The sequence below is a fragment of the Caballeronia terrestris genome, assembly GCF_001544515.1.
GTDB classification, from domain to species: Bacteria; Pseudomonadota; Gammaproteobacteria; order Burkholderiales; family Burkholderiaceae; genus Caballeronia; species Caballeronia terrestris.
Genome location: NZ_FCOL02000060.1, coordinates 1 through 21,392, shown reverse-complemented (window position 1 = coordinate 21,392; position 21,392 = coordinate 1). Strand labels below are relative to the sequence as shown.

Below are 21,392 nucleotides of genomic sequence, written 5' to 3'. Positions count from 1 at the left end.
CCTTTGCGCAAGCGGCGCTGGGACTGACCGCCGCCCCCAGCCTGTGCGTTCCTGTTCGCTACCAATATTCCCGTCGCACGGCCGCTCGATCGCTCGATCGGGCGTCCGGTCGCGTTTGGCTACCCTAGATTTTCATGAGCCATATGCGAGGCACGCAGGCACGCTTGTGATTGCCAAAACACTGGGGAGGGGCGAGGGATAGTAAGCGTCGCGCAAGGGCCGTTGTTTGTAAAAGCAATCAAGCAATGAGGAACGCGGCAGGCTTAGCCCGCCGCGGAGATCAACTCGATGCAGATGGAGATGGAGATAGGAGCAGCTCCATGTACCCGGCCTGCTATACTTGATTGCTGCGCCGCGCACAGAACGTAACCAAGTATGGTTTGAGAGCTGCTTTAACCGCTTGCCATCCCAGATGGGTCACCGAAAACCGAGCTTTTTTGCGCCTGATGCAAATGCGGTATAACGGTTATGCCATCTCCTCCGAGTCGTCGGCTCCGCGCTCTCGCTTGTAGGCCTCCCACGCATCCAGTGCATTGCCCGTGTTGCCCGCCCGCTCCATCCAGTAGCAGCGGGGCTGCTCTTGCAGCCGGTTCCACCATTGGAGGCCCGTGCTTTCGTCCTCCTCCGTCGGTGCGCGATCTAGGCGGCCTTCGCTGCCCGTCGCGCTGCCTGCGTTCACAACATTAGGTTTCTCCGCCGCCGCAATAAACTCGTCTGCCATCTGCTCGAGGATCATATCGGCCCATTGCTGCAGGTCCAGGTGAGTCAATTTCGCAACCTGCAACAACTTCGCATAAGTCGCGCGACTGATCATGATTTGATTCATGGCGTCTATTAGTTGGATGACCTATGCGTACTTGCTTAGTAGAGTACCTTGAAGACTGACATGGCAATGATTCCTGGCTCGTCGAACGTCATCGCCAGCTCAAAGAAAAACAGGAAGGCAAGCATATACCCTGCCGCGGGCCAATGATCCATGAATCGCACAATCTGAGGCGCGAAGCGTCTTCGCAATGGGGCACGCTTCCTGCGGCGAATTACAGGTCCCGAGGAAGCAAAACCTTTGCACCAGTAAAAAAACCGCCTGGATCATCGGCACCTTGTTAGTGGTTGGATCCCGTTTAGTCTGATCTAAATCGGACGCCGTCCATCTGTTCCAGCACCGCGAACGATGTCTTCTCCTTCTCGTGGACGATCTTGAGGAAGCCGCTTCTGTGTCAGCAGAAGTCCATGGCGCTATGAAAGGGCTCCCTCAAAAGAAACCTCGTTGTCATCCTGTAAGGTGACGTGGCACGCAATATGGCTTGCGTGGTCTCGCGAAAGACAATCCCTCCTCCGCCGTCGAACTTCTTAAGGGCGATGGATGTCCCGGTCGCCAATCCGTCCCCAAACGCGGGAACGCTCAAAGCTCGCTGGAATCACCGGCCCTACGTGTTCTGTACGTGCCGCCCAGCCGCACGTTTGGCGTACGTTCGTGTGGTCGTGAAGCTAACGCACGGCCATAGGGCGTTAGGACATGATACGTACGCGGGCGAACGGGCCGGCTGACACACCGCCTGGCCCTTCATCGCGTCCTGCCTGACGCTCTTCACCATGTCTTGCCATAGCCCTAATCGTTATCCCGGCAGATAAGACGCGACCTCAATTCCTAACCATCCAGTTAAAGCGAAGATGCGTCATCGGGAATTGTTGACGATGGAACCTGGCAGGCGGCCGCCGTTCGGTGGCCGCATCTCAAGCATGCGACCCCAGTCGAAGTCGACTTTGTCAGGAAGTAGCTGGTAGACGCCCGCTCCGGGCGTGAAAGTCAGTTCGCCAAACATAACCTTTTCATCCGGAGCGTAAAGGTCGACGCGGACATAGTCGAAGTTTGCGGCGAGTGCCTTCGCGCACCGCAAAATTTCACAGAGGTTGGCAGGACGGGGGGACGCGGTCACACTTTTCGGGTAATGACCGATGGTGATATCGAGGTGGTTCCAATCTTCGTCGTAGAAGTCGCCACGCGGATGAGAAGAGTAGCGGTCGGATATGTGCAGGATGTAGGCTTTGTGCACCCCGTGCGGTTGGTTGAAACAATGGATCTTGAAATCAGCGGGAATATTGCTTTGTTGATCGACAAGCAAGGCTTCGAAGAAGATCCGTGGCGCGATGTGTTCATAGTGGCGTTCTCGAGCGACGCGGTAGAAGTTGCTCCCTAACCAACACCGCGCTAGCTGACGCAGCTCCTCGAACGAAACTTGCGACTTGTCGCGAACGATCTTCACATAGCCGCTCCCATGATTGGCCTTCATCACGAACGCGCAGGGCAAGGCATCGAAGTGTTCCACATCAAATTGATCGGGGGTAGACAGCAGAGGGATCAAATGCTGTTCACCGATTATGCGGCTGACGTAGCCGCGAACAAGCAACTTGTCGGTCAGTGCGGCATATCTCGGGTCCGGGTACAAACAGCGATGAAGGATCTTTTCATTAAACGTAACCGGGCGAGCAAGATCAGGAAAGCGACCGACCCAGCGCCGATGGGACAGACTCAAAAACAACGGATCGGGCAGCAGTTCCTTAATGGTGGTCTTCATGGTTGCTAGTACCGACATACCCACTCCTCAGATCAATTCATTCAGGCGAAAATTCGCAAAAAGGCGGCGTCCATAAAGGTCATACTAAATTACTCGAAGCCAGAAAATTTAGCTGCTGCGCGAAGGATAGATCCGCTGCGCGATGTCAAGACAGCTAATGGCGGACGAGCATGGGGTTTAATTCATCCAACGACTGCGAACCCTCAGTTGGCAGGAATGTTCCTATCCCATTGGACTGTGCATGGTTCGCGCATACCCGTCTGCAGTTGGCGAAAAGGCAGCAGAGACGTATTTTACTAGTTCAGTAGAATTGCTTGTGCTCGAGCGTTAAACGCATCGCGTGAAAAACGTCGTTTGAAGTCCTGCGATAGCGCCTCAATCCGAACGTCGCGAGCGGCGAAAACGCGCTTTACGAAGATATCTTGATCATCGGCGGGGAAGAGCAGCGAGTCTGGCAGATATGACTCAAGCCCAGAAACGCGCGCCACAACAATGGGTCTTTGAGCAAGCACCGCTTCAATCATCACGAGCGGCACGCCCTCATATGCCGATGGCAGAACGAGCGTGTCACTTGCGACGATAAAGGGCAGCACGTCTTCCTGCGCCCCAAGCAATCTCACACACGCGGAAAGCGAGGGACTCGCATTGACGATGGCCTTCAAACGTGCGGCGTCCTCTCCATCGCCGATGATTAGTACGAGCGTTTTCTCGAACGCCTTATCATGGCGCTCGATAGCTCGCATAAGGAAGTCCTGCCGCTTTTGGTGAAGATTCAGCCGGCCGATATGCGCGATGATAATCGTACCGTTATCTGGCAAGCCAAGTGCGGCGCGCGCGGCGCTCATCGTGAGCGTCGATTGGGCGAAGCGGTCGTCGACGTAGTTTTCGAGCGTCGTCGTACGAGCGCGCGGTGCTAGCGCAAGCAGCTTGTCGCGCAAGTGATCGTTTAACGTGACGAATTCGTCAGGCATGCGGTATAGCAGGCGCTTAATGAGCCATTTGACCCTGCCGGAGACGCTCGCACCCTTGGGCCCATCGTCGACGAGCGGCAGATAGCTTATCGAAATCACCTTTGCGCGACGCGCCGCAAAGAGGCCTGCAAGCCCTGATGCGATCGTGCCTTGCGAGATCAGCAACTTGTCGAGATCCAGCGTGCGCAACGTCACAGCCGTTAATCGAACCATGCGATGAAACGCGAATAGATTATCGCGCAAGGATTCGGCTGTGTAGGACAGCCCGAAGATGCGCGTTTTCGGATGCTTGCGCGCCAGTTCGCCAACAAAGCGATGAAGCGACTCGTTCGCAATCGGCACCATAACGTTTAGCGTATCAACTTTCGCGCAGTCGACAAGCGCGAGCATGAGGCGCTTGAGCATTTCTTCGTGGCCGCCGTTGATGCCTGAATCGCAATATATCCCTAACCTCATCGGTCGTGCTCCTTGCATAAGGTTGTCAGTGAATTGCGTGGCGAACCTCCAGGTTGGCCGAAATTCCTCCGGATGCACATGATCGCGGCGCTCTCGTTACGGACGATCTCACGCAATCCAGCATGCATAGGCCCCCACGCAGCGTAGATCACCAAGGCAACACATCGACAATCATTTGATATGGCTCTCAGGTTCGTCTGATCAATGCCATGGCGGTGACAAGGACGGTCGGGCGCGGCTATTTACCGACGGCTACGCACTTCAAACGAGCCCATTCCGAGGCCGGATAAAATTTGCGCAAGCCTAGCTATCTTACACCGTAGGATCGCCATACATTTTTCTAGCAAATTTAATTCAACAACATTATCGACCTTTGTCTCGCTTAGCGTTCAGCCATGCGTTCGTTTGTCTAATGATTGCGGGGAGGCGGATCGATGTGGCGAACTGAATGGTTGCCGAGTGTCAACGATCTAATGATAATTAAGCAATAAATGACCTTCTCACGTCGTGACCCTCGACTAGAGTCTCTGCGTCACCCCGGTTTTATGTAAGCCTGCGCTAATCTTATGAATAATGCCGCGTGCACTATATGTGTTCCGTAGCTACCGAGATGTGAAGCGTTCAGATCGTGTCGAAATCTTAGGCGAATAACATTCGTTAACCTAAGTACAAACAGTGCTGCGAAATCCGAAAAAGCTGTATCCTTTTTTCCCCTTGAATTCCTCACCCACGATACCGCGATGATTGTACGCGCTGAGATTTCTCTTTTTACACAGATCTAAACCCCATGCGAGACGCGAGGCGTACGTATAGCACGCGGTCGAGCGTGCGGGAGTCCCAGCTACCTGAACCGGAATTCATCCACAATTTTTACTGACGGGCACTTCACAGCGCGTTCTCCACGCACATCTGAGGGCCACCATCTTCTCGGCAGATTCCCGACAAGAGCGCGAGCATTGAACCGGTGCTTCTCACGCGTTACGCGTCATACTCCCAAGCCCTGATTAACTCGTTCAACGCAGCCGCCACCGCTGCGTCTACCTCGCCGTTTTCCTCGAGGTGTCGCTCGTGCTGAACCCAGCTAACCAGCGTGGCAGTCGCATCACCATATACGACGCGCACACGGTCGTATTCGAGCCCCATCGCCAACTGCCACAGGGTGTGCTCCTCTAATGCCACCAATGTACCTCGGCCTATGCATTGCCGTAAGACGCTGTGGAGCGCGGCAACCGCAGTGCCCCGCATTCCCAGTCGTAAGGGTGAGGTAATCTCTTCCACACAATTTCCTCGATTGGATGCTGCCGCGGCCTCCCGGTTACCGGATTGCAGATCTTGGAAGATCTTCTTGGGTGCGTCGCAACGACTCGGCTAGTTTTTCTCAGGTACTGGAAACTTACGCAGCGCCTCTCTGAGCAACGTAAGTGTGATTAACGGCGCAGCTTTTCTTGGGTTGTTTAATCCTCGCATCGTGCAAACTCGATTGAAGAATTCTAGTCCCAATGAGAACAGGATGATGGGCGATTCAAACAATTTTTTGTTTGGAAATGTGGCGCTATCCTCGCTGCTTTAGCGTATCACCAGTGAAATACACGGCCGCCTATAGTTCATTCTCTTATGAATAGCTATGCTAAACGACAGATATTGACGAAACTCATTCCATACCATAGTTATCTGGGCAAAGGCTCCAAACGAAGAATGGATAGGTTTGGTCGTTTTCTCGAACCTGAAGAGGATATCCCTCGTAGAGTAGAACGAGCGTGCCCCGTCGTGTAGAAGTAGTAACGTGCGCCCCAGGCAATCTTTTATGCGTTCATTGAGCGGCGGCGTACCGGTCGCAGCCCTCCCTTTATAGCCGCTGGGCAGGCAATCAAATGTGTAATGCGAGCTGCAAACGGAATCAATGCACAGGGTAGCGAGAGAAAAACCATGAATATGAGCATATCGTTCTTAGCCTATCTTCGAGGGCCTAAACAGTGAAGCCACGCGAACGAGCGCTCGACAGGATGAACGCGATTCGAAGGCAACTGTCGTGGGGCGAGCCGATTTCGCCCGCTTCGGAAGGAGGCCCAACTTGCGCAAGCGCTCGCGGTTTAGCGGCTCGTCAATACCGTAGCGGATCTGGAAACGCTTCAAACAATCTGGCGGGCGTGTATGCGCTCGGCAGGGATCTTGATTTCGCAGGGTCGAGCGAAACGTTCAGGCGTGAGCGGTGCGGGCAAAGAGCCTTCTCCTGTCAGTTGGACGGCATGGCCACTTGATTCGTAACACGAATCAACAGGTCACGGTGATTCGCAAACCTACCTCGCTGTTCGGCGTGATTGGCACGAAGGGCGTAGTGCGCAACCGGGCATGGCTCGGGTACAGCATCCCAGACTTGGGACGGGTCAGGTTCCGCCGGGCTCGTGGCACGGAACGATGGAGTCATCCAGCGCTCATCGAGCACCGCGAGTATCTTGGGGTGGATGCTGTCGACGGTCTCGTCGTCCATAACGGGTCGATTGTTCAATCGTTCGCGGTGGGCAGTATCGGCGCTGGCTCGCGTTCCTATGCGGGCGGTCTCGTCGCCACCAACAACAGGACGATCACGCGATTCTTTTTGAGATCGATTGCGGCCGAGTCGCTCACCCACTCCGGGCAACCGCCGGACCGCGTGAGAGAGTATGTCGCGCTCCATCTTCAGTTTTTCGATTTTCGCGGCGCAGACGCGTGAGATCCTGACGCTCAGCCGTGGTCAGGTCATCGTGACGTACGCCGGCATCAATGTCGGCCTGCGCCACCCAGTTGACTATTGTCTGCACGCTAGGCTCAAACTCTGCGCCAACTCCTCAGGCGTTCGCCCCGCCTTCACCAAGTCCACTATGCGAGCCAGGAATCTGCCTATATGCCGACGCGTATCGGAGCCAGCAACCTTCGCAGTTCATCAACCAGGGCTTGCAGGTCGGCCGGCGTATACGGGAGCCTGTAATTCAGCAACAGAGCGCCATGCGTACCGCGCAAGCCCAGCGCACCTCCTTGGTAACGTCAATACCAACGTTAGTCATGATGTTCTCCTTCACCAAATTACTGGCGACCCTTATATGCTGACCCCGCCGCCCTACATAGCGGTTGTTCGCAGCGCCTAATCAATGGTCAAAAAGGGATGGCGAAGAGGGGGATACGATCTGAGTGAGCTCGCCACAGGTGCGGCGCAACGTTGAGCCGTATCCGCACTTATCGAGGCGCCGGTTTTATGCGCCGGCCAGTTTCGCACCGATGAAGCCGCCCGCGGCACCGGCCTTCAGCGGCTTTCAACGCGAACAGGGCAAGCAGAAGCACAAACCGCCGCATCTTGCGCTCACGGCAAACGTCGGTCTGTTGTCCCGTGATTTGCGCGCGTTGTTTCTTTCGGTACCGGTACAGATAGGTTTTGAGCGTCTGAAGCGTCAGGTCTAGGCCGGCACCGGCCAGCGCCTGATGGATCGCGCAAAGCTGCACACCAACGGCGCAGCTTGTACGCCCTTACCCCCTAGAGATTTCTGTAGATCACGCACTCCCTTTGGGTGGCGAAACTCTTGTCCCGTCTGGCTTTGCGCCGATTTCGCGGCAGACAATTCATTAGAAACTGGCCGCTCGGCCTTACCGGTGCTAGATTAGTCTTAAGATACACGATTAAACGCGGGACGCGCCGCTGACGACGGAAAATCGATCTCCGTTTGGTACACGGAGGACGAGCGCCGCACCGCTTGAACAGGCGGCTGCGCTCGCCGGCTACCGGCACCTGTCAAAGTACGTCCGCGACAAGTCGCTGGATAGCAGCAGTCATCGGCGAAGGGCCCCGGACACCGTGCAGGCTTGGGCGGAGCGGCAGGAACTGGGTGGCCGCCTGGCTGAGATCGAGCGAGATCAAAAAGTCGCGCATGCGCTGCTGGCGATGCTGCGATTTCTCGTGCGCAAGAGAAGGCCACGACGGTCGAGATCAACGAACCGGTACTTGCCTGCGAGCACGCCGGCGCGCTGGCCGAGGTGCTCGCCGGGTCGTTGCTCGAGCTGGCGGCGCTGCTCGATCGCGTCGCGGAAGACTCGTGATAGCGCTGCCTCCGCGAAGCCACGGTGCAATCAGAGATGTTCAGTGCTTCTCCGAGCGGCTCGATGCTTAACCTGTTCAGGAGGAACTCAATTTCTGATAGTACGCCTTGTACGATCTGCCTCCGTAACGCCGTGCGTACGCGTTGCTCCCCGCGCCCTCGGGCACGGCATTGAGCACGAGGCCATTCACCTTGCAGCCCGCCTGATTGAGCCGCTGAACCGCTGTGCTAATTTCGAACGCCCGGGTGACCCCATAGCGCGCGAGCAACACGATAGTCCCGGCCGCGAGCGCGATGATGGCGACATCGGACACGGCAAGTATGGCGGCGGCGTCCACGACGACGACGTCATAGTCATCGACGACCACTTCCAGCGCGCGCTGGAAGTCGCCTCTCAAAAGCAGCTCGGACGGGTTATCCGGATATCTGCCGACACCGAGAAAATCGAGGTCGGGCAGCACGTTGCGACGAATTGCCTGGTCGACGAGCAGCGAGCCTTCCATCACCTCAGCGAGACCCCGCGCCCACGGCAGGCCCAAGATGCGATGCATGTGGCCTCGGCGCAAGTCCGCATCCACGAGCAGCACACGCTTGCCGCCCGCCGCGATCAGCGCCGCGAAGTTGGCCGACGCAAAGGATTTGCCGATATGTGGCATCGGGCCACTTAGCATGACCACGTTGTTGCGCGCGCCGATCATGGCGACTCGAACAGCCGTGCGCAGCACGCGCAGTCCTTCGACCGCCGCGTCTTGCGGGCACCTCACGGCGAGCAAGCGATCGCTGGCGGTCGCGTTCCTCATCTTCGCGAACCGCAGTTCGTCCACGCTCATCGGAATGGCGCCATACAACTGCAAGCTGACGCCCTCCAGCTCGACCGGATCGACCACGCCCTTCTTCAAAAAGTTGAGCCCGAATGCCAGACTTAAGCCAGCGAACAGCGCGGCAACAGCGGAGATCGCGACGATTAAGAGCCTATTGGGCTTGGTCGGCACCTCTGGCACGTCGGCATTGTCCACCACGCGCACAGCGCTGATCTTGCCGGCTCGCACCAATTTAAGTTGCACAATGTTCGAGAGTAGCGTTCCATAAACGTCCGCGGATACGCGTACTTCGCGCACCAGCCGGATCGCGTCCTGCTCGTCCACGGGCAGCTCGCGAACGTGCTCGATGATTGAATCGCGAAACCTGCGCGTCGCCTCGATTTGCTTGTCGAACTGCGCGAGCACCGGATGCGTTCCCGCGAAGTGCATGACGATTTCCTGCCGCCTCTGTTCAAGCAGATAAAGCGACGTCTCAGCCATTGAGGACTGGCCCAACAACAACCGCGCTTGCTCGCTGATGTCCATCGACGCGTGCTTATTCCGATACTCGTTATACCGCTGCTCCGCCTGCTCTACCTGCTGCTTGAGCTCTGGTAATTGGGAGTTGAGGAAGTCGAGCGAAGCCTGCGCGCGCACGGCCTTGCACTCGGCATTCTGCCTCACATACGCTTGTCCAATTGCGTTGAGCGTCGCACTCACGACGACTGGGTCCGCACCCGAAAGTGTCGCGGACAAAACGTCCGACCTGTTCCCTTGCTCCTCAACCTCTATGGCCCGCCGCAGATTGCGGATTGCCGCGGCACGCGACACGCGGCGCACGACGAATTCGGTTCCCGGCTCTCCGTGCATGCCCGCGACGCGCAGCGTAAGCGGACCGTTCGCGGTCTTGGTCGTCAACATTTCGCCGACTCTTCCGATCACGGGCCTCTTAATGCCCGGGCCGGTCAGCTCATACTGGGCCACCGCGAGCGCTTTGACTTTGAACGAGCGGCCGAGGTCAAGCTTGGATATGTCGAAGGCGCGCACATCGATCGACCCGTTGCCCCGTGCATAGGCGCGGAAACCGAGTTCCTGAGCAATGCGCGCAATGACGCGGCCGAAAGAAAAATAAACCGGCTGTGCAGAAACAGCGAGATTCAGTGCATCGACGGCCTCGCCGACGACGAGCTTAGAGTTAAATATTTGGATCTCGCCGTCCGCGTTCGACTTGATGGCGACGATCGACGATACATCGGCAACGTATTCGTTGAAGGAATGCGGTTGCACCTCGCCAGGTTCCTCCAATTGAATAACCAGATTTGCCCGATACACCGGCTGTGCAATCACTGCATAAATAAGGCCCGTGATGAATACTACGAGGAACGCACAAACAAATATCCAGCGGTGCGAGTAAATAACGTCGACGACACTGAAAAGTTCTAAAGAGGAAGGCGAACCGCCTACCTTAACGACACGCCCGCCAATGCGCTCAGCCATGGCTACGCCCTCGCTTATTCTTCTAAACGATCAGAATATCGGTATGGCGCCGAATTGAGAAGCGGGGCGTTCTCATATCGACTCGAACGAAGCGATGCCTAGCGCCCGCACTGGTTTAATAAAACTTAGAGCGCTCGGTCCGGAATTTCGCTGAACGCGTCCCATCTACGAAGGCAGAATTTGTGCGGCGCTTTGCATGTATGCCGCCGCTGAAAAAGGGCAAGCAAAAATATGGCAATCGTTAGTGTGCCTTAACAAAATGCATAGATGACATAGGGAATTCTTCTATCCTCCATTAGCAACAGATTTCTGGATGCGATGGCTGTTTCATAAGATGCAGTTTTTTACATAACTCCCGCAAGAACGCGCTCAGTAGATGAGGCAGGGCAGCTTTCCCGGCGTTGGCCTGTGGCGGATGAATCTGAAAGTAGACGGAATCTTTGAAGCGTAGGTGATTAGTGTGCGCCAGCAAGCGGTCGCGTGCAGTTCTTTCGATTGACGTTCACCCTTCTATGCTGTCACGATTCGGAAGCCGTATGATCTGTTTTGCGCAACATGATTTCATACGAAGAAAGCGAATTCATTTTGTAGGCTCGGCTCGTTGGGCTCTTACCGTTTAAATGATGGGCGACGCAGAGGAGAGGTCCATGCTCAACGCACGGGTTGGCGCCAGGACGCAAGACAACGTTCGTATCATCGCGGTCCTCCTCGTCTTGGTCGCCATGGTATTCCTCGCGATCCGCGTTGTGATCATCTATCATTTTTTTCTTTCGTATCGTGCGAATCAGGCCGAAGCGTTCAGCGACTTTAATTTATACTATTATGCGTTCAACGTCGTTCTGCATTCGCCGCACGACCCCTCGCTTCTGTACGATAACAATAACCTACTCGTATTTTTGAAAGCCATGGGAGCCGATCCGAGCGGATTCGGCATCCTGTATTGTTACCCGCCGCAGTTCGCTCTAGTCTTTTCGCCGTTCGGGCTCATGTCACCCCTGGCCGCAAAACTGGCTTGGGTTGCCATGTCGCTCGGTCTTTGCATTATTGGCGTAATCCTCACCGCTAAGATGGCGTACCGTGGCTCTGAGCGCCGCATCATCGCGCTGCTCATAGCCATTGTTTTGCTCAGCTTTCCAGTCTTGCACGATGGCTATCTCGGTCAATCGAACGAACTTCTATTCTTCCTGCTTGCGACGAGTTTCTACCTGATCGAGCGCAAGCATCCTTATGCGGCGGGCTCGTTTCTCGCGCTGGCCGTCGTGTTCAAGGTTACACCGCTCGCCATCGTGGGATTGCTTCTGCTTCGCCGCGAGTGGCGCGCGGTTGTATCGACTATCGTCTGGGCGATCGCCCTTTCGCTTTTTACCGCGACCCAACTGGGCTTTCGCGTGATATGGCATTACATCACCGTCGACGTATCGCGCGCCAATGCGCAGATTCTCACCATGGGCGGCTTGCCCGGCAATAGCTCCGTGAGAGGCACGTTGCAGACGCTCTCGGAGAACCTCGGTATGCCGGCGTCGGAGTCTGTGCTTCATGCGACATCGACGGGTTTCGCCCTGATCGTTTGCATGCTCGCGTGCTACCTGGTATTTCGCCGCAGCCAGGATAGACGCATGGATTACGCACTCGCGTGCATCACGATGCTTCTTGCATCGCCAGTGCTGGAACCGATTCACATGGTCGTCGCGCTGCTTCCGTTGGTGATCGTGATTGGTACGGCCTTGGAGCAACTGGAGGCGCGCTTGTCCGCGATCGCCCCTCGAGCCGAGTTGCTTCTAGCCGCAATCGCCGTGCTCTTGCTGTTCTTCCTCGAACGATCTGCAACGTACGCGGCCTCGGCGTTCATCATCTACGTGCTGTGCGTCGCCCGCTATTTCCCGCGATCGACGATACTTCCACGCGACTCGCGCGCAAGGCTCGGGAATTTCAACTCGCACACTCCTTAAGCTCCGAGCCCATAGCATGCGAAGTTTCAGGGCCCAGCGATACCGGCGGTGTCCAGCACGTCAAGAACGACCAGATCGAGGGGCGCTGGCCGGGGTCGTCGAATTCGCACTTCAAAGCTGCGTTGACGCGGTGGCTGTACCTCACGCACCAGATCGCCCAACGCGGTGCAGCTGTCCGGATAGCCCATCGCCCTGATCTCCCGCAGCAACCGCTTGACACTCAGTTCGGGGAAGGCACGCACCCGCTCGGTCACATAGCTGACGAACGGGTCGACCACACAAGGTCGCGGCGCACGCGGGCCGTTAGCGAGGCGCCTGAACGCCGTTCCTGATGGACTTGCGAACCGTCTTGCGATCCATACCAAGCGGGCGGCGATGGCCGAGACGCTCAGTTCGTGCCCATGCAGTTCCAAGATCGTCTTTATTTACATCTTCCAGATCAATCATCGATGTGCACGTTAGCATGGGCCTGAACGGAGCTATCGTCGGTGATCAGCCGATGAGGCGCGCGGGTAGGAAAGCCACATTGCGGAGGCGGCACGAAAGCGCCCTATATTCACCGGCTAACTTTGGTCCGGGCTGGTTGCTCTTCGAGCAAGCGCGTGTCTGTCCCGCGCGGGGAGCTTGTTTCCGCAGTCAAGGCACACGATTAACCGCATGTCGTGCAGGCTCAGCGCCGGCACGTGTAGCACCAGCAGCGCTCTGCGTTGGCGCCGGGCGTGGTCCCGGCGTCGCCTTGATGGTGCTCAGCAGCAGGCCGTATATCAGGTCGCGGAGAATGCCGTGGTCGACTGGGTCCTCTAATTTTTCAGAGCTTGATCAATTTTCCTCACCATTCCAGAACCAGCTGTCCTTCAGTTCGCTCTGCACGCGCGCGTCGATCTGCTCCAGGTAGCCCGCGGCGAAGCCAATCGCGATCGCGCCAACGATGAAAATGAGGCTAATGATTCCGGCGATCCAGTACAGCACGAGGCCGAAGAACTCCATGGCTTACTCTTTGCCTTTCACGAAGAATTCCTCTTCTATCCGCCTTGTTCCGTGCTCACACAAGAACGCGTAAATCACCAGATTCCCGTTCCAGAAGGTGGAGATATCCTCCGTCAACCCCGCGCCCGTGCCCGGAGGCTGCGCGCGCAAAGGTTCGGAAAGTTGGATCGTAAATTCGTTTAAGGTCATAGCCGTCTCCGGAACGTTCGTTGCTGAGAGTGTAGCGACAGACCGCAAACCGCGAAGGGACAGTTCTGTTTTAGCAAGGCCTTCCCACAATGCTGACAACGCCGCTGATCGGCAGGCCCCTTGCGATGCCCACTGTGATAGTGCGAATTATTCCTCAGGTGCTTCAAAGTGATCGTCGTGCCAACCTCGAGACCAGATTTCTGTTCAGCAGCGTTTTTACAGCGGAATGACCTACCGCAATACAACGAATCGAACAACTAACTTATCAGTATAATGACCCGGCGCTGAAATGGTCCCGCGCTTCAATTTGCGATATTAAAGGATTTTGTCCGATTTAATATATGCATTGCGCGGTATCGCAGCACTGCTAGTTGTCGGATTTCATGCGTCCTTCACGGTCCATTCTCGGGGGTGGAGTCAAAGCGCAAGTCACCTGCTGCTCGACTGGTTCCGACTTGGCGTGGATGTCTTCGTTGTGTCCGGCGCGATCATGGTCATCACGACATATGGTCGACCAACGGGCATGAAAACCGTCTCCGTCTTCGTGAACGGTAGGGTAGCACGAATTGTTCCACTTTACTGGATCTTAACCCCAGAACCGATCGGCATCAATGTGCCAGAGTGGCGTTTCGATAACAGGCGGACCGTGGGAGGGCCTCCGCACATCTGCTGGGCCCGCGTCCCCGAAGGGAGGGCGGTTTCCATCCCATCTCGGCCGACTCAGGCCCCAGCTTCTTCCACTCACGAATCCGAATCAAATGGTCGTGTCCTTCGTGCGCCAGAATGGCTTGGTTTATCCGAGTGGTAATGTAGTGTCCGCTAACGCGTTATGCGCAATCATGGCCTGCTGCTTGAGCGCCATGCTCAACGCGCTCAGTCGACGCGCCGGCACGATGGCAAGGTTGCCGTGGATAGCAGTAATACCCGCTGATGTTCGGATGGCTTTGAGTTCCGTTGTGATAACGGCGAACCATTGCGTGTCATCTTTGCACTGGACTGCTGCGACCGCGAAGTCATGAGATGGGCGGCGACGAACGGAGGCTATACCGGCGACATGGTGTGCGACGTCATGCTGCAGTACCTGACGCCCGACGAGTCAAGCAGCAGTAGCGTTCAACCGAAGCAGATCAGGCCGTTCTCCAAGTTTGAGGGTCGCGCGTGCCCAACGCTCGGGAAATAGTCGTGCTGCCAAACTATATCGTCGTCTACCGCGTGAAGAAGGATCGCACTGTCATCGTCAACGTGCTCCTCGCGCGCAAGCGCTACCCATAAGAAGAAGTTCAACGGCGGCTTTTTGTTTAATCGACGCACCATAACACTTCCTTCGGTCCTATTCGTAGACCCGATTCCAGCCCCCGGCTTCGGTGCGGTCTCGGGGCGTTTATGGATGACAACCGATTTGTCAGGTCCGTACCATGGATTGCGCCTGAGCGTTGAACGCTTCGCGTGAGAAGCGCTGCTGGAAGTCCTGACAAAGCGCATCAATCGGGACGTCGCGCGCTGCGAAAATGCGTTTCACGAAGGCGTCTTGATCGTCGGCAGGAAAAAGCAGGGCGTCCGGCAGATATGAGTCGAGTCCAGACACGCGCGACACAACGATAGGCCTATGAGCAAGCACCGCTTCGATCATCACGAGCGGCACGCCTTCATATGCCGAGGGCAGCACGAGCGTATCACTTGCGACGATGAACGGCAGCACGTCCTTCTGCGGTCCAAGCAGTCGTACATGCGCAGAAAGCGCGGAGCTCGAGTCCACAATGCCCCGCAAACGTGCGGCGTCCTCTCCCTCCCCGATTATAAGCACGAGCGTATTTGTGAATGCCTTATCATGGCGCTCAATGGCCCGCATAAGAAAGTCCTGCCGCTTTTGATGAAGATTCAGGCGGCCGATATGCGCGACGATATAGGTACCGTCATCCGGCAAGCCTAATGCGGCGCGCGCCGCGCTCCTCGTGAGCGTCGATTGACGGAAGCGATCGTCGACGTAGTTCTCGAGGGTTATCGTGCGCGCGTGCGGCGCTAACGCACCCAGCTTATCGCGCAAGTGACCGTTCAGCGTCACGTATTCGTCAGGCATGCGGTATAGCAGGCGCTTAATTATCCACTTAATCTTGTCGGATCCGCTCCTACTCTTGGGCCCGTCATCAACGAGCGGTAAATAGCTTACCGAGGTCACCTTTGCGTAGCGCGCCGCAAACAGGCCCGCAAGCCCCGATGCGATCGTGCCTTGCGAGATCAACAGCTTGTCGAGACCAAGCGTGCGCAACGTCGCAGCCATCGACCGAATCATGCGATGTAGCTCGAAAAAATTGTCGCGCAACGACTCGGCCGTGTAGGGCAGACTGACGAAGCGGGCCTTCGGGTGATCCCGCACCAACTCTCCGACGAAGCGGTGAAGTGGCTCGTTCGCAATCGGCACTAAAACGTGCACCGTCTCAATGTTCGCGCTATCGACAAGCGCGAGCATGAGGCGTTTGAGCATTTCTTCGTGGCCGCCGTTGATGCCCGAATCGCAATATATCCCTAACTTCACTGTGATGCCCCCTTGCTCGCGGTGTGTCAGTGCGCTGCATGCAAACCATGTGTCGCCGCGTTGGCCATATTTCTCCGCCTGCACATGATCAGGGCGCTTCAGATCTTCCGGTTCCCACCATTACCGACGTTTGCGATCGCACATGCGTGGGTGCCCCAGCGGCATAAGGTCGGCAACATCGCTGACTTTTACAGTAACCTTAGCGTGCGCGCATTCGTCCGACCAAAAAGAGCGAACACCTTACATGTTATCGAACGTATGTAATGTAGGTGAAAAAGATTTCGACACGTAGAAATCTAAATTGCCGGGTTATGGGCGTCAAACATCGAGCCCGTTCCTGTTACGGCCGCGTATATCACGTCCGAAGTCCTACTCTCCCCTCTCTGCAACTTAAACGTACCCTCTTCGTACTATCTATCTTTGTCCATGACAATACCTGATGCCCTGCCAGAGATGGGTCTTAGATCTAAGTCCGCCCTTCTACGATGGCCGCGGCTGGAAGTCGAGCGCTTTCAGCGCACTGGGCCAGCTAAAGCGCTCCGCATCTTTGAGCGCAGCAGCGTGGAGTCTCTCCCACTCCTGCCTCATGCTCGCGCCGCGCACTTGGGCCAAAAAATTCTCTGCGGTGTAGTAGATTGAACTTCCACACAGCGCTTCGTCTTTTCGCCAGACGGGCGTAAGAACTGGCAAACCGTACGAAGCATATTCCAAATGCTTTGACGAGAAGCTATGCCGACGTAGTTCGTCATCACTGATGGTTACCAAGCCAAACTGGTAATTCGCAACCACGTCGGTCGATGGCGCATAGCCTTTATAGTTGATACCCAGAGATGCTGGCGGCTCCGGCCCACCGTACACCTCCAGATGCGGGCAGAGCTTGCAGAGTTGCGCGAGCAACGGCAGATTGACCCAATAGTCTCCTAGAAAACCCAGGTAAACAATCTTGGGATGATCGTCATACTTGGCCAACTTGAGCTTTGGATTCGTGCCGTAGGTAAGCGCTAAGAAGTTATTCCCCTGGTACTTTTTGTCCCGCACGTAGTCGGCGTAGGTATGCCAATGAAAAGACAGATAGTCCGCTGCGGCGTAGGCGGCGATTTCTACCTTGCGGACCCTCTCATATCCAGCCTGACTCAGCAGTCCGCCAAACAACTGTTCTTCGGCGAAGGGCGAAGGAAGGTCTAGAATCTGTACGTCCGCAATACGGTCCGCCAGTGTTAACGCTGTATCTAAATTGCTCTCGCAAATCAAGAGATCGAAATTCCCTCTCGATCGCAAGACGAATCCGAGGACTTGCCCTCGGAGAACTAGAACACGCCACAGCAGTAATGATGTCGCCGCCCTGCGCGCACTTGTTCCAAATTTGCTTAAAACTACCAAAAGTCCCTCACATAAATAAAGCTCCACTTTCTTAACGTTAAGCCCTGGGAGTCGTCTACGTATGCCGGCGCCTCCCAGCCGCGAAATCGCGCCGGAATTAAACAAAAGCACAGAATCGTATCCATTCGATTTGAGGTATTTCTCAATCTCTTTGGGCTTTACTCCGTTCGCGAAGGGGTCCTGTGAGCAGACTATGACAGCCCTCTTTCCACTCGTCATGCCAGTTTCCAATCCAATTACAACGTCACTGGAACTCCGACCACGTGTTATCGGCAGCGAAATTGTCCATGCTGCATGGTGGAGGGCCGAAAGCATCGAACTCCTCGATCTGCAGTATCTCACAAGAAAGACGTGAGCTTCTCCCCAAAGTTCGTCGTCCAGCACGCCGGTGTATGACGAGGTGGCTCAGCATGACGACACGGGACCCTGACGGAAACATTCAAACATTCCATTCGATGGGACTGGCTCACTGATGGTGTAGCACGCATGCACGGGTGCAGGAATCAAAACCCCGACATCCAATTAAAGGAGTTGGGGTATGAAGTTAGATAGTGATATTGCTGCCGTAGCGGCGGCGCAGTGCGATGGTCAACCCAACCCTGACCAAAGCTTTATAGAAATTCCGGCGTGCGTTGGTCCTCACGAAAGCCATACATGCGACGCTCACGTTCGCGCGTGGGCTGATGACTGCTCTCGGCCCGATTGTGACGAGCCGCCGCCTCAACGGCACATGCTTCACGTGGGCCTTCACCTTTAGTGCCGTCCCGACCAACGAACGCCAACGAATTGCCCGAGGAGGACCAAATACGATTAAGTCTATCGGCTTGCGAATGTTCGAGACGGGATGCACTGACCCAAACGTCCAACGTGCCGTGAGATCGGTGCCCAGCATCACGTGAAAATGCCTGTCCAGCTTGACGCAAAATCACCTGTCCGGCGTGACGCGTAGCGCGCGCGCCCTGATGAATTGGCGACAATATGTCTGATGGGTACGACGCGCATCCGATGGGCGGAGTATGATGGCCAACAGCCAACAGGAGGCGCGGCTGCATGGAAGAGTATTATTTTCAGCCATATTCCGTTGCGGGCACGGAGATTTTTTTGCGACCCTCCATCGACAGGCAATGCGCATATTTTTTCATCATTGAAGTTGGGAGTTCGCATGCTTTAGTCTCCTACGCCTCGCGTCAGCCAGTCTGCACCCCATTGTGATTCGAGCAGCTGATTTGCTCGGAAAGTGCTCTTGTCCTTCTTTTTCGCTGTCGGCTAGTCGGCCATTAGAGGTCGGTCATTCCATGACCGCACTGATGTCGCGTTCGCAACCTTCAGCGGCGCCCGACGACGAAATAAGTGACGCGCACGATTTAGAAACGAGGAAAATTCCATGAACGTCGTCCAACGCGTCATATTAAGGCCCTCGAAAATACTGTCCTTCTTCAGAAACATAGCGGTCGTTGACCGGCGGAAGCTCTATCAGGTCTGGGAGCAGTCACACCTGGCGAAATTGATGGACTATCTGGACGTCGATTGCGTCTTCGATATCGGAGCAAATCGGGGCCAGTACGCCGAGATGTTGCGGTACAAAATCGGCTACACCGGGTTAATCTTCTCGTTCGAGCCAAATCCAAGCGATGCTCGCATCGCACGCGAAGCGTCTGCAGGCGACGAGCGATGGATCGTGATGGAGCTGGCGGTCGCCGAAACGGATGGCGAGGCGACATTCAACGTCATGCGCTCTAGTGAGTTCAGTTCGCTCAGCTCGCCTAGTCATCGCGAGGTCGAGCTGTTCCGCGAAACGAATGCAATCGTCGACACAGTCACCGTGAGAACACAGCGTCTGGAAACCGTCCTATCTCGCCTGCAGGCCGAATACAAGTTCAAACGGCCATTCCTGAAGCTGGATACGCAGGGCTTTGATGTAAAGATCGTGAGAGCCTCCGCGAATGCTGTACGCAAATTCGTCGGCTTACAGAGTGAACTGTCGATTGCGAAGCTTTATACGGACTCCGTCGATTTTCGGGAAGCGCTCACTGAATATGAACGGTGCGGATTCTCACTGAGTGCCTTTGTGCCGAATAACGCAGGGCATTTCCCGCGTCTCCTGGAAACTGATTGCGTAATGATACGTTCTGATCTTGCGTGTCACGGGACGGCCGGTGCGCCCAATCATCGGGCACGTTGAACAGGAAACACGGCCTGTGGCGTTGCTGGGTCGAAAGCGCAAACCTGCGACGCGTTACATGCGGTGTCGTTGGCGCAGGCAACAACCTTCGACACGCTGGCTGTTTCGCAGTATCCGTCCACAAATCCCGCGTTCACATCTCGTCATTGGATGTCGACGATCTTGCGCAGTAAGCTGTACGACGCACGCCGCATCACACACTGTTCTTCCTTTCCATGCGCACGGATTATTGGTGACGGGACGCAAGAGCTTCACGCGGTCCAAATGTCCGCCCCGGGGCCGCGAGCGCCAACGCGGCTTTGGGAAGCACAACGTCGATTTTTTGGCGCGCCGGCGCACCCATTCTCGCGGCCCCTGCCGGCGACATCCACCTTCGACCTCCCCTGCCGGTGCCGTCCCGCGCGAACGCAGTGCCGAACCGGCGAAGGCGGGTTTGGTCGGTATCTGTCAGTGCAACCCATCTTGAATGTCCGCGTGCACGATGCGAAGGATTCGCCATCGTAGTGATTGGGGCGATGCGATGGACGACGATGCGATCGACCGAGCTACTGTGCGAACGGGCGCACGTCGCCCCCGCCAGGGCGAGGCGTTCTGGCGGGAGACGGTGGCGGCATGGAAGGGGAGCGGCGTTGGGTATCCGTCAGCACATCCCATTTTGACGTCGCGTCAATTAGATGACGACGATTTTGCGTAGCAAACTAGCAAACCGTACGAGACACGCCAGCGCCCTTCAGAGTCTGTCACGGCAATCGAGGCTGTTTTCGAATTCAGCCGGACGATGATGCCGACGCGCTCGCTCAGGTGCTTGTCGGTGGGTGAACCCGACCGTGTCGCCGATAAATAACTCTTCGCGTTGGGGGGTGCGGCTAAATTCTTGGACTGTTTATGCCGCAATTCCAAGAATCCCCCGGTATTCGACCAGGCTGAGGGAGCCAAGCGAGAGGCGGCCTCCGAGTAGGCGAGGAGGTCGCCCCCCTCACCCCTCACAGATCCGGACGAGCCCAATTAAGGCATCCGGTTCCTCATCATGCAGATTCGCTCACGGTTTGGCGTAACGACGGACAATCCGAGGCTGCGGTAACGGGAATAGGGTGAGTATTCTCATGAAGGCAACCCATGGCATAGAGCGTTCGTTCGACCTTCGCGACAACCACTTACGCCAGATGCGGGCGACGTGATTCCGCAGAGTCGCCAGGCGCTCGAAATTGCCGCTGATGCCAAAGTAGGCATAGTGCCCCTTAAGCATTCGACTCAGACGCTGGTGCTGATCGCGAAGCGGCCGGGTCCGCATACCACGGCAGACACGGCTGACTGCTTTGAGCGTACGCGCGACGCGGTCTTTGGTGGTCAATTGCCGCACCATCGCCCGGCCCTTCTCCGAAGTCACCCACACGTGAGTGAATCCAAAGAAGTTGAAGGTCGTGGCCAGCGGCTCTTGGGGATCATCGTGCCCGGATTGGGTTTGAAGCGGAAATCAATCATCTGGGTTTTGTCCGGATGTAACTCGAGTCCGTACTTGCCCAATCGCTTGCCCAGCACCCGCAAGACGCGCTCGGCATCGTCCTTGTGCGCAAGGATCACGACAAAGTCATCCGCGAAACGAACCAAGGTGCTTGGCCCACGAAGGCGCGGTTGCAGCTCAGCGGCAAACCATTCATCCAAAACATAATGCAAGAACACGTTGGCCAAGCAGGGCGAAATTACGCCGCCTACAATGTTGCATACTTTTCAGGCGTTGTTGCATAAGTCGAACGTAAGGACAAGATGGCTTCTGCGATCCTGAATTCATGCGATGCGGGTGGACTGCG

13 protein-coding genes and 2 pseudogenes are annotated in these 21,392 nt (G+C 56.2%); 5 read left to right on the top strand and 10 right to left on the bottom strand.

What is annotated here, in order from left to right:
- Positions 1-466: 466 nt before the first annotated feature.
- From AWB67_RS28770 to AWB67_RS28760, 3 genes are all read right to left on the bottom strand, one after another.
- On the bottom strand, positions 467-826 hold the full coding sequence (locus AWB67_RS28770) for a hypothetical protein (protein WP_087659590.1): 360 nt from the start codon (positions 824-826) through the stop codon (positions 467-469).
- Between the two features lie 850 nt (positions 827-1,676).
- Complete coding sequence (locus tag AWB67_RS28765) at positions 1,677-2,594, bottom strand: ATP-grasp fold amidoligase family protein (protein WP_087659589.1); 918 nt, start codon at positions 2,592-2,594, stop codon at positions 1,677-1,679.
- A 278-nt stretch (positions 2,595-2,872) separates the two neighbouring features.
- The gene (locus AWB67_RS28760; RefSeq protein WP_087659588.1) at positions 2,873-4,003 is read right to left on the bottom strand and encodes a glycosyltransferase; all 1,131 of its coding nucleotides are present in this window, start codon (positions 4,001-4,003) and stop codon (positions 2,873-2,875) included.
- Positions 4,004-6,257: 2,254 nt separating this feature from the next.
- Between AWB67_RS28760 and AWB67_RS39810 the strand changes: the two genes are divergently transcribed.
- Both AWB67_RS39810 and AWB67_RS28745 read left to right on the top strand, forming a co-directional pair.
- Positions 6,258-6,713, top strand: coding sequence for a hypothetical protein (locus tag AWB67_RS39810; protein WP_125477713.1), 456 nt, complete (start codon positions 6,258-6,260; stop codon positions 6,711-6,713).
- Between the two features lie 455 nt (positions 6,714-7,168).
- Positions 7,169-7,435, top strand: a complete 267-nt coding sequence (locus AWB67_RS28745; RefSeq protein WP_125477712.1) for a hypothetical protein — start codon at positions 7,169-7,171, stop codon at positions 7,433-7,435.
- Positions 7,436-8,144: 709 nt separating this feature from the next.
- Here the strand turns inward: AWB67_RS28745 and AWB67_RS28735 are convergent.
- A complete protein-coding gene (locus AWB67_RS28735; protein ID WP_087659584.1) occupies positions 8,145-10,364 on the bottom strand; it encodes a GNVR domain-containing protein in 2,220 nt (739 codons plus the stop codon).
- Positions 10,365-11,011: 647 nt separating this feature from the next.
- On the opposite strand from AWB67_RS28735, the gene AWB67_RS28730 reads away from it, so the two are divergent.
- Positions 11,012-12,313, top strand: coding sequence for a glycosyltransferase family 87 protein (locus tag AWB67_RS28730; RefSeq protein WP_087659583.1), 1,302 nt, complete (start codon positions 11,012-11,014; stop codon positions 12,311-12,313).
- A gap of 92 nt (positions 12,314-12,405) precedes the next feature.
- Here AWB67_RS28730 and AWB67_RS28725 read toward each other — a convergent pair.
- The 3 genes and pseudogenes from AWB67_RS28725 to AWB67_RS28720 all read right to left on the bottom strand — a co-directional run.
- A pseudogene (locus tag AWB67_RS28725) lies at positions 12,406-12,738 on the bottom strand (IS21 family transposase); the annotation flags it as partial.
- Between the two features lie 394 nt (positions 12,739-13,132).
- Entirely contained in the window at positions 13,133-13,300 is a 168-nt protein-coding gene (locus AWB67_RS40955) for a hypothetical protein (protein ID WP_159964965.1), read from the bottom strand.
- Between the two features lie 3 nt (positions 13,301-13,303).
- Positions 13,304-13,489, bottom strand: a complete 186-nt coding sequence (locus AWB67_RS28720) for a hypothetical protein (RefSeq protein WP_087659582.1) — start codon at positions 13,487-13,489, stop codon at positions 13,304-13,306.
- 823 nt (positions 13,490-14,312) lie between these two features.
- Between AWB67_RS28720 and AWB67_RS28715 the strand changes: the two are divergent.
- Positions 14,313-14,564 (top strand): annotated as a pseudogene (locus AWB67_RS28715) (IS3 family transposase); the annotation flags it as partial.
- Positions 14,565-14,891: 327 nt separating this feature from the next.
- On the opposite strand, the gene AWB67_RS28705 reads toward AWB67_RS28715, so the two are convergent.
- Both AWB67_RS28705 and AWB67_RS28700 read right to left on the bottom strand, forming a co-directional pair.
- A complete protein-coding gene (locus AWB67_RS28705; protein WP_235025373.1) occupies positions 14,892-15,971 on the bottom strand; it encodes a glycosyltransferase in 1,080 nt (359 codons plus the stop codon).
- A 531-nt stretch (positions 15,972-16,502) separates the two neighbouring features.
- The gene (locus tag AWB67_RS28700) at positions 16,503-17,621 is read right to left on the bottom strand and encodes a glycosyltransferase family protein (RefSeq protein ID WP_125477711.1); all 1,119 of its coding nucleotides are present in this window, start codon (positions 17,619-17,621) and stop codon (positions 16,503-16,505) included.
- Between the two features lie 1,165 nt (positions 17,622-18,786).
- Between AWB67_RS28700 and AWB67_RS28695 the strand changes: the two genes are divergently transcribed.
- Positions 18,787-19,584, top strand: coding sequence for an FkbM family methyltransferase (locus tag AWB67_RS28695; protein WP_087659580.1), 798 nt, complete (start codon positions 18,787-18,789; stop codon positions 19,582-19,584).
- Positions 19,585-20,967: 1,383 nt separating this feature from the next.
- Here the strand turns inward: AWB67_RS28695 and AWB67_RS41490 are convergent.
- On the bottom strand, positions 20,968-21,285 hold the full coding sequence (locus AWB67_RS41490) for a reverse transcriptase domain-containing protein (protein WP_268808112.1): 318 nt from the start codon (positions 21,283-21,285) through the stop codon (positions 20,968-20,970).
- Positions 21,286-21,392 lie beyond the last annotated feature (107 nt).